A 22,974-nucleotide genomic window follows, 5' to 3' on the forward strand; every position below is an offset into this window, starting at 1 on the left:
CATCGCAAGGTTATACGGGTATATACCCGCTTATAATCGTAAGAATCACGCCAGTTGCCCCAGCAGACGCACCAACTCGTCACGCTGCCCTTCACCCAGTTGCTCTACCAGCAGGCGCTGGGCCTGTTCCCATGCCGGGTACGCCGCTTGCAGACGTTCTGCCCCAGCCGCCGTCAACAGCACCACGCGGTTGCGTTGGTCGTCCCCGTCGGCCAGCGCCACCAGGCCCTCGGCCTCGAGCACCCGCAGGTTGCGGCCCAGGGTGCTGCGCTCAAGGCCCATGGCTTCAGCCAGGCTGGTGATACTCGGGCGGTCGAGCCGCTGCAGATGGCGCAGCAGGGAAAACTGGGCGACATTAATGCCGAAGCCGACAAGGGCTTCGTCGTAATGCCGGCTCACCCCACGGGCGGCGCGACGCAGATGGGTGCAGATGCATTCACTGGTCAACATGGATACGTGTATATACCCGCGATATGGATGTTGCAAGAAGTTTCACTGATCACTCTGGGCCAACCGCCGGCGGATTGGCTCGAATTCGTTCGTCGCCTGGCGGGCCAGCGGGTCGGCTGCGCCCTTCTCAATAGCCTGCCAATAGCGCCAAGGGACTTTGGCCGACCCCAACTCGTAATCCATGCCATCCCAGCTGTCTTCACGAAAGCTGTAGAAGGCCCAGTGCAACTGGTTGTGATCAAGCACCGTGAGCACGTCTTCCAGGTATTGCTGACAACCTGGCAACCGACGCATGCAGCCAAACTCGCCAACCACCAGCCGCGTGCTGGGGACCTTCATGGCCGCCATCCACGCCAGCGGCTGCTCCAGGTATTGCGCCACGCGCCGGCCATCCCACTGCTCGCTCTGCCCGGCGAAAGGTACAGTACCCGGATAGGCCAGCGGCTGTTTGCGGGTCATGTTCGGCGCGCTTGTGGCGGCGTAGGGCTCGTACATATGGATGCTGTAAAGCACACGATCATCCTGCAACGGCTCAGGCCAGTAGCTGAATGCATCGGCTGCAGCGTACCAGCCAGCGTCGACCATGACCGGAGTGACCTCATCCACTTCACGAACTGCCGAAAGCAGCTGGCGATACAACCCCGGCAGGTCGCGTGCGCCGCCCTTCTCACGCTCATACCATCGCTGCATCAGGGGGGCAGCCGCATGCTCGGCAAGCCCGCCCTGCATTTCCGGTGCCGGTTCGTTGATCAGGTTGTAGGCGGCAATGGCCGGGTGCCCCTTCAGCTCGCGAGCCAGGTCACGCCAGAAGTCCGCAGCCTGCGACCAGTAGCGTTTGTCCTGCCACAAACGGTCATCGAACTGGCCATCGTTGTTCTGCGACCAGCGCATGCCTGGCAGGGACAAGGGCGTGATCACCACCTTCAGGCCTGCCTGGTGAGCGCGGTCGAGCACAACGCGCAGTTGCTCAAGGTCTGCCTTGGGCAAGCCCTGGTACTGGTCGGCATCGCCCAGCAGAAAATCGCGTTGCGCCGGCCGCCATTTGTCGTAGGAAAGCCGCACCCACGTCGCGCCATAACCGCGCAAGGCCTCGAAGTAGGCCTGATCAGGGGGTAGCCGGTTGAAACTGTTGCCGCCGTGGCGCGGCGTGCCCCAGAAATCGATAAGGTCGGCGGCGCTGGCCGACACTGAGTGCAGCCCGAGCAGACAGGCAAGGATCCAGTAATGCATGAAGGCCACCCCGGTCGGAATTTTCGAAGCGCCGAGCGTACGCCCCTTCTGTGCGGGAATCAGTTGCCCATGCTTTGCGGGATATTGCCGCTGCCCGTCAGCGGCTCAGAATGCCAACGCCAGCGCCAACACGACCGCGAGCTCGAGCAACTCCAGCAGCGCCCCGGCCGTATCCCCGGTGGCCCCGCCCAGCCGCTGGCACATCAGCCGTCGCAGCCAGAGGAACACACCAAGTGCCACCGCCATGGGCCAGACAGCGCGCAGGCCACCCAGTAGCAGGCACAGCAGCACGCTACCCAGCAGCACCCAGCCCGCCGCGCGCCGCGGCAGGTGCTCGGCCAGTGCCTGCCCCAAACCACCCGGGCGCACGTAGGGCGTCCCGAGGAACAGCCCCAGCATCGCCGCCCGCCCCACCACCGGCGCCAGTACCAATAACGCCCCTGCGCCGCGCTCGACCAGCACCCACAACGCACAGAACTTCAGCAGCAACACCAACACCAGGGTCACCACCGCAATTGGCCCGCTGCGCGGATCTTTCATGATCTGCAGCGTACGCTCACGGTCGCCGAACCCGCCCAGCCAGGCATCGGCGCTGTCGGCCAGGCCGTCCAGGTGCAGCGCTCCACTTAGCAGTACCCACAACGCCAGCAACAAGGCCGCATGCAACGGGGCGGCCGTGCCTTGCAGCAGGTGGCTGGCCAGCCACAGCAACACGCCGAACAGCAGGCCCACCAGTGGATAGCACAGCAGCGAGCGCCCCACTTCGCGCGGCTCGGGCATCCCCGGCAAGCGTACCGGCAGGCTGCTCAGGAACTGCAGGGCAATCCAGAACGGCAGCACCTCAGCGTACCTCTTCCACGAGCCCGTCTTCATTCATCAGCATGCGCACCAACGCGCCGTGCCCCACTTCGACTTGCAGCAATTGCTCTTTCGGCAGACCACGGGCGCGCGCCAACAGCAAGCGCATGACACCGCCGTGGGTGACCAGCAGTACCCGTTTGCCGGCATGCTGCTGGTACAGCCGAGCAACCGCAGCGAGCACGCGCTCGGCGAACGCACTCACAGGCTCGCCGGCAGGCGGTGTATAGCCGTAGGGGTCAGCCCAGAAACGCCCCAGTTCATCGGCCTGGGTCTGCATGATCTGCAAGGCGCTGCGCCCTTCCCACTCACCGAAATGCAGCTCCTGAAGGCCCGCCTCGCGCTGCACCGGCAAACCCAGGCGCGCCCCCAGCTCGTCGGCAAACCGCGCGCAGCGCTGCAAGGGCGAGCTGACCAGCACCTGCCAAGGCCCACCCTCACGCACAGCCCCGCGCATCTGCGCCCAGCCCTGTTCGGTCAAGGCGTCGTCAAGGCTGCCACGCAAGCCGCCGCCCTGTTCGGTTTCACCGTGGCGCAGCAGGTCGAGGATCATGTCGGCCGGTCCGCCACGGCCGCTTCGGCGAAGGTCGCCATCTGCCCGTGCAGCACACAGGCCAGGCGCATCAGCGGCACGGCCAGGGCGGCACCACTGCCCTCACCCAGGCGCAGGCCCAGGGCTAGCAGCGGCTCAGCCTGCAGCGCTTCGAGCAAGGCCTGGTGCCCTGGCTCGGCGCCCTGGTGGGCGAACAGCAGCCAGGCGCGGCAGTGCGGGTTGAGGCGCACTGCAACCAGCGCGGCGACACTGCAGATGAAGCCGTCCACCAACACGGCAATGCCCTGCTGCGCGCAGGCCAGGTAGGCCCCAGCCAGCGCAGCGATCTCGAAGCCGCCGACACAGCCCAGCGCCTGCAGCGGGTCGTCGGCGCGCAGGCCGTGTAGTACCAAGGCGCGCTCGATCACCTCAGCCTTGTGCCGCACGCCGGCAGCGTCCAGGCCGGTGCCCGGGCCGCTCAGGTCACCCGCCGCGCAGGCCAGTAGCGTGCTGGCCAGTGCCGCAGCTGCGGTGGTGTTGCCGATGCCCATCTCGCCGCCGATGAACAGCTGCGCGCCGTTAGCCGCAGCGCGCTGAGCGCTGTCGCGGCCGGCCTGCAAGGCGGCATGCAGTTGCGCGTCGGTCATCGCTGGCTGGCGGGCGAAGTTGGCGGTCCCCGCGCCCAGACGCAAATGGCGGACACCCGGCAGCTCGAGCGCCGGGTAGACGGTGCCCAGGTCGACCACTTCGAGGCTGGCTTGCAGCTGGCGCGCCAGCACGCTGATCGCCGCGCCGCCGCCGACGAAGTTGCGCAGCATCTGCCCGGTCACCGCTTGCGGGTAAGCCGAGACGCCCTCCTCCACCACGCCATGATCACCGGCGAAAATAGTGATGGCGACCTGGTCCAGGGTCGGCCGCTCACGCCCTTGCAGGCCGGCCAGGTGCACGGCCAGGCCTTCCAGCTGGCCGAGCGACCCGGCAGGTTTGGTTAGCTGCTGCTGACGGGCGCGGGCCTGGTCCATGGCGGCGGTGTCGAGAGGTTGGCAGGCGTCACGCCACCAGGTCGGGTTCATAGTGCAGGTCCTTTCAGCATCAGGGGCAGGCCAGCGACGGTCAGTACCACCCGCTGGCAGCGTTCGGCGACGGCCTGGTGCAGCCAGCCGGCCTGGTCGACATAGCGCCGGGTCAGCTCGCCCATGGGCACCACGCCCAGGCCGGTTTCGTTGCTGACCAGGAGGATCGTGCCGGGCAACTGCACAAGGCAGTCGAGCAGCGCGTCGCGTTCCTCGGCCAGGCGCTGTTCGTCTTCGAGCATCAGCAAATTGGTCAGCCACAGGGTCAGGCAGTCCACCAGCAGGCAGCGCCCTTCGGCGGCCTCGGCGCGCAGCACGGCGGCCAGGGCCAGGGGTTGCTCGATCAGCCCCCAGTCGCTTGGCCGACGCTGGCGGTGCAGGCGCACGCGTTCGTTCATTTCGCCATCGAGCGGTTGGCTGGTGGCGATGTAGGTCACCGGCAGCCCGCTTTCGGCAGCCAGTCGTTCAGCCAGGCGGCTTTTGCCCGAGCGGGCGCCGCCGAGGATGAGGTTGAGCATGTCAGGCGACTCCACAGAGCTGGCGCAGGTGCGCGGTATCCAGGTGTTTTTCCACCAGGTCGGCCAGGCGCTCGATATCGCGCTCGCGCAGGGCCTCGTAGTCAACCTGCTGCACGCCCTCCAGGCCCGCCCAGCGCAGCAGTGCGGCGCACGACTGGCTGCCTTCGAACAGGCCATGCAGGTAGGTGGCAAGGACCTGGCCGTCGGCGCTGATGGCGCCATCATTGCGGCCATCGGCCAACTGCACGGCCGGGCATTGCAGCGCAGCGCCGTGGGTGACACCGGCATGAATTTCGTACCCCGCCACGGGTGCTTGCTCAAGGCTCAACGCCCCGGCCACGTTACGCAGTTGCTTCTCGGCTTCGAGGGAAGTGGTGTAATCGAGCAGCCCCAGGCCCGGGCTGGAGCCTGCAGCCCCTTCCAGGCCAAGCGGGTCGTGCACGTGGTGGCCGAGCATCTGCAGCCCACCGCAAATACCGATGAGCTTGCCGCCATAGCGCAGGTGCCGGGCGATGGCCGTGTCCCAGCCGCGCGCGCGCAGTTGCGCCAGGTCGCCGCGCACGCTCTTGGAACCCGGCAGGATGATCAGGTCGGCCGGCGGAATCGGCTGGCCAGGGCCGATGAACTGAAGGTCCACCTGCGGGTGCAGGCGCAGCGGATCGAAGTCGGTGTGGTTGCTGATGCGCGGCAACACCGGAACGATCACCTTGAGCACGCGCTCATCCTTGGCCGCCTGGCGCACATCGATACCGTCCTCGGCCTCCAGGTGCAGGTCGGTGACATACGGCAGCACGCCCAGCACCGGTTTGCCGGTGCGCTGCTGCAGCCAGTCCAGGCCCGGCTGCAGCAAGGCGATGTCGCCACGGAAGCGGTTGATGACGAAGCCCTTGACCCGCGCCTGCTCGCTCGGCGACAGCAGTTCGAGGGTGCCGACCAGGTGAGCGAAAACCCCGCCCCGGTTGATGTCGGCCACCAGGATTACCGGGCAGTCGACCGCTTCGGCAAAGCCCATGTTGGCGATGTCACCGGCGCGCAGGTTGATCTCGGCAGGCGAGCCCGCCCCTTCGACCATCACCACCGGGTATTCAGCGCTCAGGCGCTGGTGTGACGCCAGTACCGCCTGCATGGCGATGGCTTTGTAGTCGTGATAGGCCACCGCATTCATGCTGGTGACTGCGCGGCCATGGATGATCACCTGGGCACCGGTGTCGCTGTTGGGCTTGAGCAGCACCGGGTTCATGTCGGTGTGCGGCGCCAGCCGGCAGGCCTGGGCCTGTACGGCCTGGGCGCGGCCGATTTCGCCACCGTCGGCGGTCACTGCGCTGTTGAGCGCCATGTTCTGCGGCTTGAACGGCACCACGGCCACGCCTTGGCGCAACAGCCAGCGGCACAGCGCGGTGACCAGCGTGCTCTTGCCGGCATCGGAGGTGGTGCCTTGCACCATGAGGGTGGTCATGCCGTTTCCTTCTGATAATCGGCCAGGGCTTGTGCCAGGCGCTGTTCATCGGCCCCGCTGGCGGGCAGGCCCAGGCGCACGGCTGGCGGGTACTCGAACAGGCGGACGAGGATGCCCCGGCGGGCGAGAAAGTCATGCAGGTGCGCGGCACGGTCGCTGCGCACGTACTGGAATAGGTCGCAGCTGCCGGTAGGCGCAAGGCCGCTGCGTTCCAGAAGCACGGCCAACCGCTGGCTGGCCTGGGCGCAGCGTTCGATCTGCGCCGGGTGCGCTGCCTGGTCGGCGAAACAGGCTTGGGCCACTACTCGGGTCGGGCCGCTGACGGTCCAAGGGCCAAGCAGGTCGGCGAGGCGCTGCAGCAGTGGCAGTTCGGCTGCCACGCAGCCAAGCCGCACACCGGCCAGGCCGAAGAATTTGCCGAACGAACGCAGCACGATCAGCCCGGGGCGCTCGGCACACTCCACCACGCTGTGTTCGGGGGTGTTATCCATGAACGCTTCATCGACCACCAGCCAGCCGCCCCGCTCGGCCAGGCGGGCATGCCAGGCAAGCAGCTGCTCGCGGGGTATACGGCGGCCGGTGGGGTTGTTCGGATTGACCAGCACCAGCACATCGAGGCTGTCGAGTGTGCCCTCGACCTGCGCTTCATCCAGCTCGATCAGCAGGTGCCCTGCCCGCTGCCAGGCCTGCGGATGCTCCGCGTAGCACGGCGAAATGACGCCAACCCGACCCGTCGGGCGCAACTGCGGCAAGGCCTGGATCGCCGCCTGCGAGCCGGCCACTGCCAGCAACTGGCGAGCGCCGTAATAAGCGCGAGCAGCCGCTTCGAGGCCATCCTCCGTTTCCGGCAGGCGGGCCCAGGCATCCACCGGGATCGGCGGGATCGGGTACGGCCACGGCGCGATGCCGCTGGACAGGTCGAGCCAGGCCTCACGGGCAATGCCGTACTGCCGTACCGCCCGCAACAGGCGGCCTCCGTGCTCAAGCATTCAGGTACGCTCCCAGGCAAATCAGCAGCAACCACAGCCACACGCCACGTTGCACCAGGCTCCAGCCACGCTCGATAGCGTCGGCGCCGGCCATCGGCCCTTCGCCCAAACGCGGGCGCTCGTGCAACTCGCCGTGGTACACGGCCGGGCCGCCGAGTTCGACGCCCAGCGCCCCGGCACCTGCTGCCATCACCGGCCCGGCGTTAGGGCTGTCCCACAACGGCGCCTGTTTGCGCCAGCAGGTCAGCGCCAGGCGGGTCTTGCCGAGCAGCGCGTAGGTCAGCGCCACCAGCCTTGCGGGAATATAGTTGAGCACATCGTCGATGCGCGCCGCGCACCAGCCAAAGCGCTCGAAACGTTCGTTGCGATAGCCCCACATGGCGTCGAGGGTATTGCTCAGGCGGTACAGCACCACGCCCGGCGCACCGGCGATGATGAACCAGAACAGCGCGGCGAACACCGCATCGCTGCCGTTCTCCAGCACCGATTCGGTGGCGGCCCGGGCCACGGCGGGCTCATCGAGCTCGCGGGTTTCGCGGCTGACCAGGTAGCCGACACGCCGCCGTGCTTCTTCCAGGTCGCCCTGGCGCAGGGCACTGGCAACGGGCAGCACGTGCTCGCCCAGGCTGCGCAGGCCCAGCGCGCAATACAGCGCCAGCACGTCCACCAGCCAGCCCACATACGGCAGCCAGGACAGGATCAGCGCGACCAGCATCAAGGGCACCACGGCCAGGAACCAGGCACTCACGCCGTGGCTGCGCCAGCCTCGCCCACCGGCATTCAGGCGCCGCTCCAGGTTCGATGCCAGGTTGCCAAAGGCCACCAGCGGGTGGCGCCGCTGCGGCTCGCCCAGCAACGCATCCAGGGCCACACCGGCCACGGTCAGCAAGGCCACGCTCATTGGCGCTCTCCCCATTGATTCTCGAACAGCATGTCACTCAAGGGCCGCTCTTCGGCCCAGTTTTCCATCACCAACATGGGTGCCGGATAAAATTCGGTTACCGGCCCAAGGCACAGTACTGCGACCGGCTTGGCGCCGGCAGGCATACCCAGCAGCTCGGCCAGTGCCTGGGGCTCGAACAGCGAAACCCAGCCCATGCCAAGGCCTTCGGCACGGGCCGCCAGCCAGAGGTTCTGAATCGCGCAGGCCAGCGAGGCCAGGTCCATTTCCGGTAAGGTTCGGCGGCCGAAAATGTGTGGCTCACGGTTGTCCATCAACGCCGCCACCCACAGTTCGGCGCAATCGTTGATGCCTTCGACCTTGAGCTTCATGAAGGCGTCGGTACGCTCGCCCAAGGCCTCGGCGGTGCGCAACCGCTCTTCCTCCACCAGCGCCTTGATGCGCCCGCGCAGTTCGCCTTGGGTGATGCGAATGAAACGCCACGGCTGCATCAGGCCAACGCTGGGGGCCTGATGCGCGGCGCCGAGCAGGCGGCCGAGCACCTCGGGGGCCACCGTGCCGCCGGCAAAGTGGCGCATGTCGCGGCGCTCGCCGATGGCCCGGTAGACCGCGGCGCGCTCGGCGTCACTGAAGGCGTGTTCGCTCATGGCCGCAACAGCGCCGCCGCCGCCTCGGGGTTGGACGGGAAATAAAAGTGCACGTATGACGCGGTGAGCCGGCCCAGGCGGTAGACCGCTTCGTTGCCGCGCCCACCATTGGGGCTCAGGCCTCGGGCAATCGGTTCCAGTACGGTGCTGGTCAGCGAGTGGTGGTAGGTATGCCCGCGCAGGGTACCCTCGGGCAGCTCGACGGCCTGCAGAGCAAGCGCTGCCAGGCGTTTCTGCATGGTCGCCTCGCCCGGCAGCAGGCCGAGCAGCGCCGCACGTTCACCGGCAACGTCGGTCAAGGCATCGAGCAGGTAGAGCATGCCGCCGCATTCGGCCAGCAGGGGCTTGCCGGCGGCGTGGTGGGCACGGATGGCTTCAGTCAGCGGCGCGTTGGCAGCCAGGGCACGGTGGTGCAGCTCGGGATAGCCGCCCGGCAGGTACAAACTGTCCACATCGGGCAGCGCCTGATCGTGAACAGGCGAGAAGAATGCCAGCTGGGCGCCCAGGTTGCGCAGCAGGTCGAGGTTGGCGCCATAGGTGAAGGCAAACGCTTCGTCCTTCGCCACGCCGATGCGCACGCCAGCCAGCGACGCGGCGCAGGGCTGCGGCGCGGGTTCGGCGAAGGCCACCGGCGGCGGCAATGCTGCATCGCAGCTGCTGCCCAGGGCTTGGGCGGCAGCGTCCAGGCGCGCATCCAGGTCATTCAGCTCACTGGCCTGCACCAACCCCAGGTGGCGGCTGGGCAGCTCGATGCCGCGCTCGCGCGACAGCCCGCCGTACCAGCGCAGCCCCTCGGTAAGGCTGCCTTCAAGCAGTTGCGCATGGCGCAGGCTGCCGACCCGGTTGGCCAGCACACCAGCGAACGGCAGGTCGGCCTGATAGCGCGCCAGGCCCAAGGCCAGGGCGCCAAAGGTCTGGGCCATGGCGGTGCCATCGATCACCGCCAGTACCGGTACGCCGAAATGGCGCGCCAGGTCGGCGCTGGACGGGGTACCGTCGAACAACCCCATGACCCCTTCGATCAGGATCAGGTCAGCCTCGCCCGCCGCTTCCCACAGCAGGCGGCGGCTCTCTTCGGCGCCGATCATCCATAGGTCGAGCTGGTACACCGGCGCACCGCTGGCGCGCTCGAGGATCATCGGGTCGAGAAAATCAGGCCCGCACTTGAACACCCGGACTTTACGCCCGAGGTTGCGGTGCAGGCGGGCCAGGGCCGCAGTCACGGTGGTCTTGCCCTGGCCAGAAGCCGGGGCCGCGATCAGTACGGCCGGGCAGTGTCGCGTGTGGCTCACAGTTCGACGCCCTTCTGCGCGCGGATGCCCGCCTGGAACGCATGCTTGAGCATGCCCATCTCGGTGACCGTGTCGGCAAGCTCGATCATTTCCGGCTTGGCCGCGCGGCCCGTGACGATCACATGCTGCATGGGGGGACGCGCCTGGATGTCGCAGAGCACCTGGTCGAGGTCGAGGTAGCCATGCTTGAGCGCGATGTTCAGTTCATCGAGCACCACAAACTGCACGGTCGGGTCTTGCAGCAATTGGCGCGAAACCGCCCAAGCCGCTTCGGCGGCGGCGATGTCGCGCTGACGGTCCTGGGTTTCCCAGGTAAAGCCCTCGCCCATCACGTGGTAGCGCACCTGCTCGGGGAAGCGCCGGAAGAACAGCTCCTCACCGGTGCTGTTGCGGCCCTTGATGAACTGCACCACGCCGCATTGCATGCCATGGCCCAGAGCGCGCGCGAGCATGCCGAAGGCCGAGCTGCTCTTGCCCTTGCCGTTGCCGGTGAGTACCAGCAACAGGCCGCATTCATTGGGGGAATTGGCGATGCGCTCGTCGATGACCGCCTTCTTGCGCTGCATGCGCGCCAGGTGGCGTTCGTCGCGTTCGGTGGGTTCGCTCATGTGGGGGGTACTCCGCAGGCTGACGCCACGCGAAGAAGCGGCGACAGGTCGATAGACAGGCAGGCGGAGAGCGCGCAGGAGCCGTGGCCAGACGCCACAGTGCACCGCGCATCACCCTCCGTGATGCCGTTGGCAGTGACAGGCCGGTCTCCGGGCTTGTGAGCGGGCGCCGGCCCGGCCTGCGCGCCTTCCCGGATGCTGGCATCCAGTGGCCCTGCGCGGCCTTTGACTCACCTACCGTTGCGGGGGCAGCGCCGGACTCGCGCCGTTTATGGCGCCCACCGGCTTCCCAGTTTCACCCCACCCAGACAAGGCTGGCAGGGCACCTGAAACACGCGCGAAGGTTAGAGGGTTGAATGGGGAGCGTCAATCGAACGGGGGTGATTTCACATAGCCTATCGCCGGCTTGCCGACGATGGGCTTTGAGCTTTAGCGACGAATCAGCGCCAACACTGCATCGGTCACTTCACGGGTGGTCGCCTTGCCGCCCAGGTCAGGCGTGTGCAGGCCACTTTCGGTGACCGCTTCGATCGCGGCCATCAGCTCGCGCGCGGCAGCGTGTTCGCCCAGATGCTCCAGCATCATCACCGCGGTCCAGAAAGTAGCGATGGGGTTGGCAACGCCCTTGCCGGTGATATCGAACGCCGAGCCGTGGATGGGCTCGAACATCGACGGGAAGTCACGGCCGGGGTTGAGGTTGGCGGTGGGCGCGATGCCCAGGCTGCCGGACAGCGCGGCAGCCAGGTCGGACAGGATGTCGGCATGCAGGTTGGTGGCCACCACCACATCCAACTGCTCGGGCTTGAGCACCATGGTGGTGGTCACTGCGTCCACCAGCTCGCGGGTGGTGCGCACATCGGGGTAATCCTTGGCCACCTCCTCGAACACCTCGTCCCACAGCACCATGCCATGGCGCTGCGCGTTGGACTTGGTTACCAGGGTCAGGTGTTTTGCCGGGCGAGTGCGGGCCAGCTCGAAAGCGAAGCGGTGGATGCGCTCGACGCCAACGCGGGTGAAGGTCGAGACCTCGGTGGCCACTTCGATCGGCAAGCCCTGGTGGACACGGCCGCCACTGCCGGAGTATTCCCCTTCGGAGTTCTCCCGCACGATCACCCAGTCAATTGCCTTGCCCTTGGCCAGCGGGCTGGTCACCCCTGGCAACACGCGGGCGGGGCGTACATTGGCGAACTGATCAAAGCCCTGGCAGATCGGCAGGCGCAGGCCCCACAGCGACACATGGTCCGGTACGTCCTGGCTGCCCACGGCGCCGAAGAAGATGGCATCGAAGGTTTTCAGCCGTTCCAGGCCGCCCTCGGGAATGTATTGGCCTTCGCGCAGGTAACGCTCCGAGCCCCAATCGAAATGTTCGAAATCGATGCCGAAGTTGCCGCGCTTGGCAGCCAGTGCCTGCAGTACCTCGACACCCGCGGCGATCACCTCGACACCAATGCCATCACCCGGAATTGCCGCGATCTTGTAGTTGCTCATGCCTCGACTCCCATGCTTGTTGTGGCCCGCCGGGCTTGTGCTGGCGGGTATGAGCCGAGTATATGTAGTGAACCCAGGGCAGCAGTTAACCCTGAATTACCTCTTAAGTAACCATGGGTTAATGATGAATCCAACACAGGACCTGGGCTTTTTTCACCTACTGGCCAAGCAAGGCAGCCTGGCTGCCACCGCACGCGAGCTGGGTGTGACGCCGCCGGCGGTGAGCAAGCGCCTGGCAGCACTGGAGGCACGCCTGGGCGTGCGCCTGGTCAACCGCACCACCCGCTCCATGAGCCTGACGGCCGAGGGCGAGCTGTACTTCGCTCACGCAGCACGCATCCTCGTCCAGGTCGATGAAGTGGAACAATTGATCGGCCGCCACCGCGCCGAGCCCAAGGGCTTGATCCGGGTAAACGCTTCGCTGGGTTTTGGCCGCCGCTACATCGGCCCGGCACTGGCCGACTTCTATGCGCGCTACCCGGACATCGAAGTGCAGCTGGAAATCAGCGACCACCCGCTGGACCTCGCCAGCCACGGCTTCGACCTGGGGATTCGCTTCGGCAGCCTGCCGGACGCCTCCTTCCATGCCCGCAAGATCGCGTCCAACCGCCGCCTGCTGTGCGCTTCACCGCTGTACCTGGAAAAGCACGGCACCCCGCTGAAACTGGCAGACCTGGCCCAGCACAACTGCATTTTCCTGCGCCAGAATGAATCGCCCTATGGCGTGTGGAGCTTCACCAACGGCGGGCGCACGCAGAACATCAAGGTGCAGGGAGCACTGAGCTGCAACGACGGTGAGGTGGCACTGAACTGGGCGCTGCAGGGCCACGGCATCTTGCTGCGCGCCGAGTGGGACATCGCCCGCTACGTGCGTAGCGGGCGTTTGCGGCTGTTGCTGGAAGATCAGACGCCAACCCGTGCTGACGTCTACGCGGTGTACCCGCAGCAGTTGCACCTGTCGGCGCGGGTGCGCAGGCTGATCGACTTTTTGATCGAGCGTTTCGAGCGCATCGACCACCTGGACCTTGAAGAAGTTGGATGAACTGGCATGCCTGGCCGCGCTCTGAATACTGAGAGACCTACTCAGGAGCGCGGCGTCCATGAATCGCATCGGCATTCTCTTACCCTGGGCGCTGGGCGCCTTTCTGGCGGGATGCGGCGATACCGCATTACTGGGCGTCGATGCAGGCAGCGGGCCTGCACCGCAATTGCCTGCGCCCAATCCGACATTGATCCCCACCGTCAACATCGCACCCGCCATCGGCTGGCCTAGCGGCGGCAAGCCCAAGGCTGCAGCGGGCACTCAAGTGGCAGCCTTCGCCGACAAACTAGCCCATCCGCGCTGGCTGTATGTGCTGCCCAATGGCGACGTGCTGGTCGCCGAGACCAACGCCCCGCCCAAGCCCGAGGATGGCAAGGGCATCCGCGGCTGGCTGATGGGCAAGGCGATGAAGCGCGCAGGCGCCGGGGTGCCTAGCGCCAACCGCATCACGTTGCTGCGGGACGCCGACCATGACGGCGTTGCCGAACTGCGCACCACCTTTATCGAGGGGCTCAACTCACCGTTCGGCATGGCTTTGGTGGGCAATGACTTCTATGTCGCCGACACCGACCGACTGCTGCGTTTCAAGTACTCGCCAGGGGCCACGCAGATTCGCGAGCTCGGCAAGGCAGTTGTCGATTTGCCCGGCGGGACGCTCAACCACCACTGGACCAAGAACGTGATTGCCAGCGCTGATGGCAAGAAGCTGTATGTAACCGTGGGCTCGAACAGCAATGTCGGCGAGAACGGCCTGGACCAGGAGCAGGGTCGCGCGGCGATCTGGGAAGTCGATGCCGCCAGCGGCACGCACAGGATTTTTGCCTCAGGCTTGCGCAACCCCAACGGCCTGGCCTGGGAGCCGCATACGGGCGCCTTGTGGACAGCGGTCAACGAGCGTGACGAGATTGGCAGTGACCTGGTGCCGGACTACATCACCTCGGTCAAGGATGGCGGATTCTATGGGTGGCCTTACAGCTACTACGGGCAGCATGTCGATGAACGCGTCAAACCGCAGGATCCGCAGAAAGTAGCCCGCGCGTTGGTGCCAGATTATGCAGTAGGCCCACACACCGCCTCGTTGGGGCTGGCGTTCGCGCAACCTGGCGTGCTGCCACCGCCGTTTGATCACGGCGCATTGGTCGGCCAGCATGGTTCGTGGAACCGCAAACCACACAGCGGCTACAAGGTCATCCTGGTGCCGTTCGACAGCACCGGCAAACCCATGGGTAAACCGGTCGATTTGCTCACCGGCTTTCTCGACAGCGATGGCAAGGCCATGGGGCGACCGGTCGGGGTAGTCAACGACCAGCGCGGCGGCGTGCTGGTGGCGGACGATGTCGGCAATGTGGTGTGGCGGGTCAGCAAGGCGCCGTAGCGCCTGGCTTGATCAGGGGTTCTGCGCCAGGTGGCCTTGAGGAATAACCCGTTTGGCCTGCAGGTAGGCCTTGGACCAGTAGCTGTTGGAGAGGTAGTCCAGGCGCACTGTGCCGCCAGTGGATGGCGCATGCACAAAGCGCCCCTCACCCACATAGATACCGGCGTGGCTGACCTGCGAGCCACCACTGGTGGCAAAGAACACCAAGTCACCGGATTGCAGTGAGTTCATATCCACGGTCGGCGCACGCATGACGATCATCTCCCGCGTCGAGCGCGGCAGGCTGATACCGGCGGCATCGCGGTAGACATAGCCGATCAGGCCGCTGCAATCGAAACCGGAATCCGGCGTGTTGCCCCCCCAACGGTACGGCGTACCGACCAGGCCGATCGCGCGGATCAGCACATCGTCGGCAATGGGCGAACCATCGGGCTGGCTAAAGGTGATCTTGGGTTGCACAACCGGTGCCGGTGCAGGCGCACGGCTGGAGCAGGCGGCAAGCAATGCCACCAAGGAAAGGAATGCGAAGCGCGCCATCATCTTCATGGCCAGAACATCCTGTCTGAGACCGCAGGCCGCAGCCGAAAAGTGTTGAGAATTTAGATTAGACGCTTTCTGTAAATGCGCACGGCGGCGAGCTTTTTTTATCAAGCATCGCCGCCGCGGCAAGATACATCATTTTGATATCAGTTGCGCGCGATATTGGTGGTCGGCGCCATGGCCAAGGCACGCTTGGCTTCAATGAAGGTCTTGCTCCAGTAGCGGTCACCGAGGTTGTCGATGCGCACACCACCGCTGCGGCGGCTGCTGGAGTGGATGAACTGGTTGTCACCCAGGTAGATGCCGGCATGGCTGACCCGGCCACGGCCGTTGGTGCTGAAGAACAGCAGGTCGCCTGGCTTGAGCTTGTTGCGGGCTACCTTGGGTGCATCGACGTTGATCATTTCGCGGGTCGAACGCGGCAGGTTCATGCCGGCCTCTTCACGGAACAGATAACCGATGAAACCACTGCAGTCGAAGCCAGAGGCCTCCGAGGTACCACCGAAGCGGTAGCGGGTGCCGATCAGCGACATACCGCGCTCGAGAATGCTGTCTGCCAGCACTGGCAGTTGGTAAGGTTTGCTGCCGCTGGAGAACGCTTGCAGATCATCTTCGGTGGCCAGTTCTTCCTGTTCGCCGAAGACGGAGGATGCCGAAGCTTTGGCCTTGGTCACCGATTGCGAGGCAACCGGGGTGTGATCCTGGGGCTGGGAAACCGGGCTTTGTGCCGCACAGCCAATCAACAGGGTCACGAGTGCGAGGGGCACGAGGGGTGCGAAGCGCTTTAGCATGGGCACGACCGTGTCTGTAATCCTTTAGAAGGGGGAAACTATGCCTTCTATCGGGACCATTTGCAAATTTTATCGAAAAAGATGTGACTTTTTCGTTTTGCCGCTCAAAGCCCCGTATTTACGGGCTTACCAGCCGAGTGTTTCCTTCAGGAACGGGATGGTCAGTTTGCGTTGCGCCTGCAACGAAGCCTGGTCGAGGCGTTCGAGCAGGTCGAACAGCGCACTCATGCTGCGGGTGCCACGGGTGAGGATAAAGTGGCCGACTTCGTCGGTCAGGTGCAGGCCGCGGCGCGAGGCACGCAGTTGCAGGGCGCGGAGCTTGTCTTCATCGGACAGGCCGCGCATCTGGAAGACCAGCGCGAGGGTCAGGCGCGATTTGAGGTCAGGGAGTTTGATGGGCAGTTCACGGGGGGACGCCGAGGCGGCCAGCAGCAGGCGCCGGCCGCTGTCGCGCAGGCGGTTGAACAGGTGGAACATTGCCTCTTCCCAATCGGCCTTGCCGGCGATCACGTGCAAGTCGTCGATGCACACCAGCTCGTACTGCGCCAGGTAGTCGAGCAGCCCGACGCCCCGGTCAAGCAGTTGCGCCAGGGGCAGGTACACGGCGGCTTCGCCGCGCTGCTGGAAGCGGTGCGTCGCGGCCTGCAACAGGTGACTGCGGCCGACACCCTGCTTGCCCCACAGGTAGATGAGGCTCTCGGTCCAGCCGGCGTCGGCTTCGCATAGCCGCTCGACGTAGCCCAATGCCGCAGCATTGGCGCCCGGATAGTAGTTGATGAAGGTGGCGTCATCGCGCAGGCGCACACCCAGGGGCAACTGGATCGGTGGTTTCATGCTCGCGGGCGGTCGGGAGGACCACAGGGGGCCTAGGGTGATCGGTGTGCAAAGTCTATACCTGCATTGCAGGGTACACAATCACGTAGGCGGATAGCCCAAGCAAAATCAATAAGTTGCAGAGCAAAAACTCATGCTTGGCTGTGGCTGTGGCTGTGGCTGTGGCTTTTGATCTTGCTTTCAGTACGCGAAGGTCCAGCCACCACCGATTGCGACCTCCGTTCGGCCTCCTGAAGTCGCAATCTGCGTCGCCTGTGCTACCGCGCGCTAAAAGCAAAAGCAGATCAAGAGCAGATCAACAACAACCGCAATCTCGATATCTGACTTATAAATCCGGGTCGATCTCCCCGTCGTACATGTCCGACTCCTTGTACATGTCGTGCACATGCCGCAGCAGCACCATGATCACGGCCGCCACGGGCAGTGCCAGCAGCACGCCGGTAAAGCCGAACAGTTCGCCACCGGCGAGGATGGCAAAAATCACCGCCACCGGGTGCAGGCCGATGCGGTCCCCCACCAGCAGCGGCGTCAGCACCATGCCTTCAAGGGCCTGGCCGACCATGAACACCGCGACGATGCCGAGCATCGGATAAAGATCGCCACCAAACTGGAACAGCCCCGCCACCAGCGCCGCACCGATGCCGATGATGAAACCCATGTACGGCACGATGGCCGCCAGCCCCGCCAGCATGCCGATCAACAGCCCCAGCTCCAGCCCTACCAGCATCAACCCGGCGGAATAGATGACGCCCAGCGCGAGCATGACCATCAACTGGCCACGCACGAACGCCCCCAGCACCTCGTGGCACTCATTCGCCAACCCAACAATCTGCGACTCGCGATTGCGCGGCAACAGGCTGCGCAGCTTGGCCATCATCAGGTCCCAGTCGCGCAGCAGATAGAAACCCACCACCGGGATCAGCACCAGGTTCGCCAGCCAGGCCAACAGCGCCAGGCTCGACGCGGTGGCCTGGGACAGCAGCATGCCGACGATGTCGGTGGTCTGGCTCATGTGCTCGCTGACGGCGGCCTTGATCTTGTCGAATTTCCAGAACCCGTCGGCCAGCCCCAGGCGGTGCTGAACCCACGGCAACGCCACGTGCTGCAGCCAGTCGAGCATCTGCGGGGCCAGTTCGTACAGGCGCACCAATTGCTTGGCCAGCATGGGGATCAAGACCAGCAGCAAGGCCAGCAGAATCAGGGTGAACAGGCTGAACACCACCACCACGCCCCAGGTGCGGGACAAACCCAGGCGCTCCAGCCGATCGACCAGGGGGTCGGCCAGGTAAGCCAGCAGAATACCCACCAGAAACGGCGAGAGAATGTTGTGCAGGCTATAGAGAAGCACGGCAATCAGCAGGCCAGCGCCCAACCAGATCCAACGACGCATATCAGTCATTATTACGGTTCCTTACCAGCGAAAACGCAGGCCGTCGAACGGCTTGGGCGCTGGGGCTGCGGCCGGTTGGTCGGGCGTGGTGCTGGTACCCGGTGCAGGCGCAACCGGGGCGGCAACAGGCGCGTCTGCCGGCAGCTCCTGCAGCTTGGCCAGGCCGAGCTGGGCGCGCAGCTGGTCGCGGTTGGCGGTGACGCCGTAGGTCAGCGTTTTACCGTCGGCCACCTGCAGCCGCGGGCCATAGGGTTCGAGTACGCGGCTCAGTTCGGCATAGCGCTGCAGGGTCATGCCTTGCACTTGCAGCTGCAACTGGCTGCTGGCACCCGGGCGGGTCACGTAGCGTGGCGCCAGGCGGTTGCTCACCGCCAGCATCACGGCATCGGCCAGGGCAGCCTGGTCGGCGCCTTCGGCAGTGCCTTGCTCACGCTTGTCGCCCAGCCATAGCTGCCATTTGCCTTGCCACTTGCCGTCCGCTTCCTGGGCATGCACGGCCAGCAGGGCGTCCGCCCCGTAACGCTCGGAGGCTTCGCGCAGGGCCGCCGGGTCGCTGCCTTCCAGCTGCTTGGCGTTGGCCACCAGTTGCTCCTGCAGGTCAGCCAGCGGCAAGCGCAGCGGCAGGCCGCGGTGCTGAGCGGCAAGACGCAGGGGTTGTGCACTGCCCTGGCCATCGCCGATCAGGTTGTTGCCTTCGACACTGTCGTTGAGCCACCAGCCGAGAATCGATGGCCGGTTGCTCCCCCACAACGCCAACCCAGCCTTGCGCAAGGCCCGCTCAGTGCTGCCAGGGTCGAACTCGACGAGTACCGACTCGGGCGGGCCGGCTTCGGTGCCCACCTGGTTGATGATCTGCTGCGGATCCTTGCGCAGCTCGGCCAGTGCGGGGCTTTGCGCTGCCTTGGTGTCGCCGGTCAGGCGCAGCACCAGGGTGTCGAGCGCCTTGGCGGTCGCGGCGGTCCTGGCTTCGGCGCCCTGCCCTTCGAGCGGCTCGCGCACTTGATAAAGCCCGGAGACGTTTTCGGCCTGGGCCACCGAAGCGATCAGGGTAAGTGAGGCTGCTGCCAGTGTTTTGAAAAGAGGCATGAAGGATTCCTGTCCATATACAACGGGAGCGCAGGGGCTTGGGATAGATGGCGCTCTCGAGACCGAGCGGCGCTAGCGCCAGCCGAGCAATCTCGTCGTACCCACAAGGCTGGCAACCATGGTCTATCAGGCCATGGCACGTTGCAACAAATGTAGGAGCGGATTTATCCGCGATGCGCCGCGCGGGCGGCGCTCGATCTGATGGGCGCCGCAAATGTGATGGCAGGCACAACACGGTTTTTCACCATTTACTGCCCTGCCCGTCGGCCTGAGGATGGCCGCTGCACGGCAACCCTGATAAAATCGCGCGCCTTCACAGACCTCTGACGTTTCAGGCAGCCGCCGCTCCCCAGCCGGCCTTGGCCGTCACGGTCGTTTTTACGAATCCCTCCCTCTTAAAGGCCTGGATCAATGAGCAAGCAACCCTCCCTGAGCTACAAGGACGCCGGTGTAGACATCGACGCCGGCGAAGCACTGGTCGAACGCATCAAGGGCGTGGCAAAACGCACCGCACGCCCTGAAGTCATGGGTGGCCTGGGTGGCTTCGGCGCCCTTTGCGAGATCCCGGCCGGCTACAAACAGCCGGTGCTGGTCTCCGGCACCGACGGCGTCGGCACCAAGCTGCGCCTGGCGCTGAACCTGAACAAGCACGACAGCATCGGCCAGGACCTGGTCGCCATGTGCGTCAACGACCTGGTGGTCTGCGGTGCCGAGCCGCTGTTCTTCCTCGACTACTACGCTACCGGCAAGCTCAACGTCGATGTCGCCGCCACCGTGGTCACCGGCATCGGCGCTGGCTGTGAACTGGCTGGCTGCTCCCTGGTGGGCGGCGAAACCGCCGAAATGCCGGGCATGTACGAAGGCGAAGACTACGACCTGGCCGGCTTCTGCGTCGGCGTGGTGGAAAAAGCCGAAATCATCGACGGCTCCAAAGTCGCGACCGGTGACGCGCTGATCGCCCTGCCGTCCTCCGGCCCGCACTCCAACGGCTACTCGCTGATCCGCAAGATCCTCGAAGTGTCGGGCACCGACATCGAGAACACCCAGCTCGACGGCAAGCCGCTGACCGACCTGCTGATGGCCCCGACCCGCATCTACGTCAAGCCACTGCTGCAACTGATCAAGCAGACCGGCGCCGTCAAGGCCATGGCCCACATCACCGGTGGCGGCCTGCTGGACAACATCCCGCGGGTACTGCCGAAAAACGCCCAGGCCGTGGTTGACGTGGCCAGCTGGCAGCGCCCGGTGGTGTTCGACTTCCTGCAGGAAAAAGGCAACGTCGACGAACATGAAATGCACCGCGTATTGAACTGCGGCGTCGGCATGGTCATCTGCGTAGCCCAGGACCAGGTCGAAGCTGCCCTGAACGTACTGCGTGCAGAAGGCGAGCAGCCGTGGGTCATCGGCCGCATCGAACAAGCTGCCGAGGGCGCTGCCCAGGTTGAATTGCAGAACCTCAAGGCACACTGATGCCGAGCAAGCCCTGCAATGTTGTAGTACTGCTGTCGGGTTCCGGCAGCAACCTGCAAGCCTTGATCGACAGCAGCCGCGGTGAACACAGCCCGGTACGTATCGCGGCGGTGGTTTCCAACCGCGCCGACGCCTACGGCCTGCAGCGTGCAGCGGCGGCGGGCATCCCCACCGCCGTGCTGGACCATACCGGCTTTGACGGCCGTGAAGCCTTCGATGCAGCGCTGATGGCGCGCATCGACGGCTTCGCCCCCGACCTGGTCGTGCTGGCCGGCTTCATGCGTATCCTCAGTGGCGGCTTCGTGCGCCACTACCAGGGCCGCCTGCTCAACATCCACCCGTCTTTGCTGCCCAAGTACAAGGGCCTGCATACCCACCGACGGGCACTGGAGGCAGGCGACGCCGAGCATGGCTGCAGCGTGCACTTCGTCACCGAGGAACTCGATGGCGGCCCTCTGGTCGTACAGGCTGTGGTACCGGTAGCGCCTGGCGATACGGAAACAAGCCTGGCCCAACGGGTTCACCACCAGGAACACCATGTCTACCCGCTGGCAGTGCACTGGTTTGCCGAAGGGCGCTTGCGCTTGGGCGAACAGGGTGCATTACTGGATGGCCAGCCACTGCCGGCCAGTGGTCATCTGATTCGACCCTAGGAGAACTTATGCGTCGCGCCCTGCTCTTGGCTCTAGCCGTGCTCGCCCTGCCCCTCCAGGCAGCTGACCTGAAGCCTTTCTCGGCTAGCTACACCGCCGACTGGAAGCAACTCCCCATGAGCGGCACTGCCGAGCGCAGCCTGGTCAAAAAAGCCGACGGCACCTGGGACCTTAACTTCAAGGCCTCCATGATGATCGCCAGCCTGACCGAGCAAAGCACCCTGCGCATGGACAACGACACCCTGTTGCCGCAGCAGTATCACTTCGAGCGGGGCGGCCTGGGCAAAGCCAAGAAAGTCGACCTGACCTTCGACTGGACTGGCAAGAAAATCACCGGCAGCGACCGCGGCGATGCCGTCAGCCTGCCGCTCAACCGCGGTGTGCTGGACAAGTCCTCCTACCAGTTGGCACTGCAGCACGACGTGGCTGCCGGCAAGAAGAGCATGACCTACCAGGTGGTCGACGGTGACGAGATCGACACCTACGACTTCCGTGTGCTCGGCACCGAAAAAGTCACCACCAAGACCGGCCAGGTCGATGCGGTGAAGGTCGAGCGCGTGCGCGACCCGAGCCAAAGCAAGCGCATCACCGAGCTGTGGTTCGCAAAGCAGTGGGACTACCTGCTGGTGCAACTGCGTCAGGTTGAGACCGATGGCAAGGAATACGTGATCGTGCTGCAGGATGGCACGGTCGACGGCAAACCGGTGAAGGGCAACTGATCTGCAAGTTGTGAGCGGCCTTGCGTCGCGAAAAGGCTGCGTAGCGGCCCCAGCGATCCTGCAGCAACACTCGAGAACCTGGGGGCGCTGTGCGCCCCTTTCGCGACACAAGGCCGCTCCCACAGTTGGCCAGCCTTGGCGAACATGAAACTTGTTTCATGGCCGTTTTATTTACTTAGCCTGCTAACAAACTCTATAAAGGAGGTGTGCGACACAATGTCGCAACCAACCTAGCAGTGGAGTTTACCGATGACAGTCCAAGTAACCGAACGCGACGAATCGAAAATGTCCCACGAAGGCCTGGCCGCTGGCGTGCGGATCTGGGATGTGCACCAGCAGGGCCAATTGGTGGGGATGTTCCACAATGAACACGAAGCCCACCAGTACCGGGTAGAGCTTGAAGACCTGGAAAGCCAACGCACCACGCAATGACCCCATCTTTAAAAAAAACCCCGCCTAGGCGGGGTTTTTGCTGCTTACCACATCAGATCATCAGGGATCTTGTAGGCCGCGTACGGGTCATCTTCGTCCGCTTCCTCGACATGGGTGTTGAGCAACAGGATGCGATGCGGGTCGCGCTCCTGAATCTTCACCGCCGCCTCGCGCGGGATCACTTCATAGCCACCGGCATGCGACACGATGGCCAGCGCGCCATTGCTCAGCTTGCTGCGCATCAGGGCGTTGACGGCCAGGCGCTTGACCTTCTTGTCATCGACGAAGTTGAAATAGTCCTCGGTGGTGAGCTTGGGCAGGCGGGTCGCTTCGATCAACTGCTTGATCTGCGCGGCGCGGGCTTTCTGCTCGGCCTTTTCCTGCTGCTGACGGTTCAGCTCCTGGTCACGCTTGGCCTTCTCGGCCATGGCTTCCTTGGCCAGGCGCTGCTGGGTGTCGTCTACCTCGACCTGGCCCTTGTGTTCCAGGCGTTTCTGTTTTTTCTCGGCCTTGTTGGTCTGGGAAACCTGTTTCTGGTTGACCAGACCGGCCTTGAGCAATTGATCGCGAAGGGAAAGACTCATGGATGTTCACTCACTT

The 22,974-nt window shown here is 64.9% G+C and carries 25 protein-coding genes and 1 riboswitch; of the genes, 6 read left to right on the forward strand and 19 right to left on the reverse strand.

Features of this window, described 5'->3' with window-relative positions; all coding sequences use genetic code 11:
* Positions 1-45 precede the first annotated feature (45 nt).
* The 13 genes from ACFY68_RS24110 to ACFY68_RS24170 all read right to left on the reverse strand — a co-directional run bounded on the left by ACFY68_RS24110 (position 46) and on the right by ACFY68_RS24170 (position 12,042).
* Positions 46-450, reverse strand: a complete 405-nt coding sequence (locus ACFY68_RS24110; RefSeq protein ID WP_346615761.1) for a MarR family winged helix-turn-helix transcriptional regulator — start codon at positions 448-450, stop codon at positions 46-48.
* A gap of 42 nt (positions 451-492) precedes the next feature.
* A complete protein-coding gene (locus ACFY68_RS24115; protein ID WP_387532625.1) occupies positions 493-1,680 on the reverse strand; it encodes a glycoside hydrolase family 5 protein in 1,188 nt (395 codons plus the stop codon).
* 105 nt (positions 1,681-1,785) lie between these two features.
* Positions 1,786-2,520, reverse strand: a complete 735-nt coding sequence (locus tag ACFY68_RS24120; RefSeq protein WP_387532628.1) for an adenosylcobinamide-GDP ribazoletransferase — start codon at positions 2,518-2,520, stop codon at positions 1,786-1,788.
* Position 2,521: 1 nt separating this feature from the next.
* Positions 2,522-3,091 carry an alpha-ribazole phosphatase family protein gene (cobC, locus tag ACFY68_RS24125; protein WP_387532631.1) on the reverse strand — a complete coding sequence of 190 codons (570 nt, stop codon included), beginning with the start codon at positions 3,089-3,091 and terminating at the stop codon, positions 2,522-2,524.
* Complete coding sequence (cobT, locus tag ACFY68_RS24130) at positions 3,088-4,143, reverse strand: nicotinate-nucleotide--dimethylbenzimidazole phosphoribosyltransferase (RefSeq protein WP_387532634.1); 1,056 nt, start codon at positions 4,141-4,143, stop codon at positions 3,088-3,090. The genes cobC and cobT overlap by 4 nt, the downstream gene beginning before the upstream one ends.
* Positions 4,140-4,661 carry a bifunctional adenosylcobinamide kinase/adenosylcobinamide-phosphate guanylyltransferase gene (gene cobU, locus ACFY68_RS24135; RefSeq protein ID WP_387532637.1) on the reverse strand — a complete coding sequence of 174 codons (522 nt, stop codon included), beginning with the start codon at positions 4,659-4,661 and terminating at the stop codon, positions 4,140-4,142. The genes cobT and cobU overlap by 4 nt, the downstream gene beginning before the upstream one ends.
* Position 4,662: 1 nt before the next feature.
* Positions 4,663-6,117, reverse strand: a complete 1,455-nt coding sequence (locus tag ACFY68_RS24140) for a cobyric acid synthase (protein WP_387532640.1) — start codon at positions 6,115-6,117, stop codon at positions 4,663-4,665.
* Positions 6,114-7,106, reverse strand: a complete 993-nt coding sequence (cobD, locus tag ACFY68_RS24145) for a threonine-phosphate decarboxylase CobD (RefSeq protein ID WP_387532643.1) — start codon at positions 7,104-7,106, stop codon at positions 6,114-6,116. Before cobD ends, ACFY68_RS24140 begins: the two co-directional genes overlap by 4 nt.
* Positions 7,099-8,007: an adenosylcobinamide-phosphate synthase CbiB gene (cbiB, locus tag ACFY68_RS24150; protein ID WP_387532646.1), complete on the reverse strand. Its 909-nt coding sequence runs from the start codon at positions 8,005-8,007 to the stop codon at positions 7,099-7,101. The genes cobD and cbiB overlap by 8 nt, the downstream gene beginning before the upstream one ends.
* The gene (bluB, locus tag ACFY68_RS24155) at positions 8,004-8,654 is read right to left on the reverse strand and encodes a 5,6-dimethylbenzimidazole synthase (RefSeq protein WP_387532649.1); all 651 of its coding nucleotides are present in this window, start codon (positions 8,652-8,654) and stop codon (positions 8,004-8,006) included. The genes cbiB and bluB overlap by 4 nt, the downstream gene beginning before the upstream one ends.
* Positions 8,651-9,946, reverse strand: coding sequence for a cobyrinate a,c-diamide synthase (locus tag ACFY68_RS24160; protein WP_387532652.1), 1,296 nt, complete (start codon positions 9,944-9,946; stop codon positions 8,651-8,653). The genes bluB and ACFY68_RS24160 overlap by 4 nt, the downstream gene beginning before the upstream one ends.
* Positions 9,943-10,554, reverse strand: a complete 612-nt coding sequence (gene cobO, locus ACFY68_RS24165; protein WP_387532655.1) for a cob(I)yrinic acid a,c-diamide adenosyltransferase — start codon at positions 10,552-10,554, stop codon at positions 9,943-9,945. Before cobO ends, ACFY68_RS24160 begins: the two co-directional genes overlap by 4 nt.
* A gap of 123 nt (positions 10,555-10,677) precedes the next feature.
* Positions 10,678-10,899: riboswitch (cobalamin riboswitch) on the reverse strand.
* A gap of 84 nt (positions 10,900-10,983) precedes the next feature.
* Positions 10,984-12,042, reverse strand: coding sequence for a tartrate dehydrogenase (locus ACFY68_RS24170; protein WP_387532658.1), 1,059 nt, complete (start codon positions 12,040-12,042; stop codon positions 10,984-10,986).
* Positions 12,043-12,166: 124 nt separating this feature from the next.
* On the opposite strand from ACFY68_RS24170, the gene ACFY68_RS24175 reads away from it, so the two are divergent.
* Complete coding sequence (locus tag ACFY68_RS24175; protein ID WP_387532661.1) at positions 12,167-13,084, forward strand: LysR family transcriptional regulator; 918 nt, start codon at positions 12,167-12,169, stop codon at positions 13,082-13,084.
* A 58-nt stretch (positions 13,085-13,142) separates the two neighbouring features.
* Complete coding sequence (locus ACFY68_RS24180; protein WP_387532664.1) at positions 13,143-14,459, forward strand: PQQ-dependent sugar dehydrogenase; 1,317 nt, start codon at positions 13,143-13,145, stop codon at positions 14,457-14,459.
* Positions 14,460-14,471: 12 nt separating this feature from the next.
* Here the strand turns inward: ACFY68_RS24180 and ACFY68_RS24185 are convergent, their stop codons facing one another.
* From ACFY68_RS24185 to ACFY68_RS24205, 5 genes are all read right to left on the reverse strand, one after another.
* The gene (locus ACFY68_RS24185) at positions 14,472-15,005 is read right to left on the reverse strand and encodes a C40 family peptidase (RefSeq protein WP_387532667.1); all 534 of its coding nucleotides are present in this window, start codon (positions 15,003-15,005) and stop codon (positions 14,472-14,474) included.
* A gap of 140 nt (positions 15,006-15,145) precedes the next feature.
* Complete coding sequence (locus ACFY68_RS24190) at positions 15,146-15,790, reverse strand: C40 family peptidase (RefSeq protein ID WP_346615776.1); 645 nt, start codon at positions 15,788-15,790, stop codon at positions 15,146-15,148.
* A gap of 126 nt (positions 15,791-15,916) precedes the next feature.
* Positions 15,917-16,624, reverse strand: coding sequence for a DnaA regulatory inactivator Hda (gene hda, locus ACFY68_RS24195; protein WP_346615777.1), 708 nt, complete (start codon positions 16,622-16,624; stop codon positions 15,917-15,919).
* A gap of 325 nt (positions 16,625-16,949) precedes the next feature.
* The gene (locus ACFY68_RS24200) at positions 16,950-18,023 is read right to left on the reverse strand and encodes an AI-2E family transporter (RefSeq protein ID WP_387532672.1); all 1,074 of its coding nucleotides are present in this window, start codon (positions 18,021-18,023) and stop codon (positions 16,950-16,952) included.
* Between the two features lie 12 nt (positions 18,024-18,035).
* On the reverse strand, positions 18,036-19,100 hold the full coding sequence (locus ACFY68_RS24205) for a DUF2066 domain-containing protein (RefSeq protein WP_387532675.1): 1,065 nt from the start codon (positions 19,098-19,100) through the stop codon (positions 18,036-18,038).
* Positions 19,101-19,511: 411 nt separating this feature from the next.
* Between ACFY68_RS24205 and purM the strand changes: the two genes are divergently transcribed.
* From purM to ACFY68_RS24225, 4 genes are all read left to right on the forward strand, one after another.
* Positions 19,512-20,570, forward strand: a complete 1,059-nt coding sequence (gene purM / locus ACFY68_RS24210) for a phosphoribosylformylglycinamidine cyclo-ligase (protein WP_008092173.1) — start codon at positions 19,512-19,514, stop codon at positions 20,568-20,570.
* A complete protein-coding gene (gene purN, locus ACFY68_RS24215) occupies positions 20,570-21,223 on the forward strand; it encodes a phosphoribosylglycinamide formyltransferase (RefSeq protein WP_387532678.1) in 654 nt (217 codons plus the stop codon). The genes purM and purN overlap by 1 nt, the downstream gene beginning before the upstream one ends.
* A gap of 8 nt (positions 21,224-21,231) precedes the next feature.
* On the forward strand, positions 21,232-21,942 hold the full coding sequence (locus tag ACFY68_RS24220) for a DUF3108 domain-containing protein (protein ID WP_346616095.1): 711 nt from the start codon (positions 21,232-21,234) through the stop codon (positions 21,940-21,942).
* A gap of 249 nt (positions 21,943-22,191) precedes the next feature.
* Complete coding sequence (locus tag ACFY68_RS24225) at positions 22,192-22,374, forward strand: hypothetical protein (protein ID WP_027595853.1); 183 nt, start codon at positions 22,192-22,194, stop codon at positions 22,372-22,374.
* Positions 22,375-22,418: 44 nt separating this feature from the next.
* On the opposite strand, the gene ACFY68_RS24230 is transcribed toward ACFY68_RS24225, so the two are convergent.
* Positions 22,419-22,958 (reverse strand): DUF2058 domain-containing protein, encoded by a 540-nt coding sequence (locus tag ACFY68_RS24230; RefSeq protein WP_346616096.1) that lies wholly within the window; start codon positions 22,956-22,958, stop codon positions 22,419-22,421.
* Positions 22,959-22,974: the final 16 nt, after the last annotated feature.

The organism is Pseudomonas sp. NPDC012596, assembly GCF_042902325.1.
Classification (GTDB): domain Bacteria; phylum Pseudomonadota; class Gammaproteobacteria; order Pseudomonadales; family Pseudomonadaceae; genus Aquipseudomonas.

Bases quoted from the DNA above. Each gene is read 5' to 3' on its own strand.
- ACFY68_RS24175 (WP_387532661.1), top strand. From the start codon at position 12,167: ATGAATCCAACACAGGACCTGGGCTTTTTTCACCTACTGGCCAAGCAA.
- cobT (WP_387532634.1), bottom strand. From the start codon at position 4,143: ATGAACCCGACCTGGTGGCGTGACGCCTGCCAACCTCTCGACACCGCC.
- purM (WP_008092173.1), top strand. From the start codon at position 19,512: ATGAGCAAGCAACCCTCCCTGAGCTACAAGGACGCCGGTGTAGACATC.
- cobC (WP_387532631.1), bottom strand. From the start codon at position 3,091: ATGATCCTCGACCTGCTGCGCCACGGTGAAACCGAACAGGGCGGCGGC.
- ACFY68_RS24190 (WP_346615776.1), bottom strand. From the start codon at position 15,790: ATGCTAAAGCGCTTCGCACCCCTCGTGCCCCTCGCACTCGTGACCCTG.
- hda (WP_346615777.1), bottom strand. From the start codon at position 16,624: ATGAAACCACCGATCCAGTTGCCCCTGGGTGTGCGCCTGCGCGATGAC.
- cobU (WP_387532637.1), bottom strand. From the start codon at position 4,661: ATGCTCAACCTCATCCTCGGCGGCGCCCGCTCGGGCAAAAGCCGCCTG.
- ACFY68_RS24230 (WP_346616096.1), bottom strand. From the start codon at position 22,958: ATGAGTCTTTCCCTTCGCGATCAATTGCTCAAGGCCGGTCTGGTCAAC.
- ACFY68_RS24205 (WP_387532675.1), bottom strand. From the start codon at position 19,100: ATGCCTCTTTTCAAAACACTGGCAGCAGCCTCACTTACCCTGATCGCT.
- ACFY68_RS24170 (WP_387532658.1), bottom strand. From the start codon at position 12,042: ATGAGCAACTACAAGATCGCGGCAATTCCGGGTGATGGCATTGGTGTC.
- ACFY68_RS24220 (WP_346616095.1), top strand. From the start codon at position 21,232: ATGCGTCGCGCCCTGCTCTTGGCTCTAGCCGTGCTCGCCCTGCCCCTC.
- bluB (WP_387532649.1), bottom strand. From the start codon at position 8,654: ATGAGCGAACACGCCTTCAGTGACGCCGAGCGCGCCGCGGTCTACCGG.
- cbiB (WP_387532646.1), bottom strand. From the start codon at position 8,007: ATGAGCGTGGCCTTGCTGACCGTGGCCGGTGTGGCCCTGGATGCGTTG.
- ACFY68_RS24140 (WP_387532640.1), bottom strand. From the start codon at position 6,117: ATGACCACCCTCATGGTGCAAGGCACCACCTCCGATGCCGGCAAGAGC.
- ACFY68_RS24115 (WP_387532625.1), bottom strand. From the start codon at position 1,680: ATGCATTACTGGATCCTTGCCTGTCTGCTCGGGCTGCACTCAGTGTCG.
- ACFY68_RS24185 (WP_387532667.1), bottom strand. From the start codon at position 15,005: ATGAAGATGATGGCGCGCTTCGCATTCCTTTCCTTGGTGGCATTGCTT.
- cobO (WP_387532655.1), bottom strand. From the start codon at position 10,554: ATGAGCGAACCCACCGAACGCGACGAACGCCACCTGGCGCGCATGCAG.
- ACFY68_RS24110 (WP_346615761.1), bottom strand. From the start codon at position 450: ATGTTGACCAGTGAATGCATCTGCACCCATCTGCGTCGCGCCGCCCGT.
- ACFY68_RS24180 (WP_387532664.1), top strand. From the start codon at position 13,143: ATGAATCGCATCGGCATTCTCTTACCCTGGGCGCTGGGCGCCTTTCTG.
- cobD (WP_387532643.1), bottom strand. From the start codon at position 7,106: ATGCTTGAGCACGGAGGCCGCCTGTTGCGGGCGGTACGGCAGTACGGC.
- ACFY68_RS24225 (WP_027595853.1), top strand. From the start codon at position 22,192: ATGACAGTCCAAGTAACCGAACGCGACGAATCGAAAATGTCCCACGAA.
- ACFY68_RS24200 (WP_387532672.1), bottom strand. From the start codon at position 18,023: ATGACTGATATGCGTCGTTGGATCTGGTTGGGCGCTGGCCTGCTGATT.
- purN (WP_387532678.1), top strand. From the start codon at position 20,570: ATGCCGAGCAAGCCCTGCAATGTTGTAGTACTGCTGTCGGGTTCCGGC.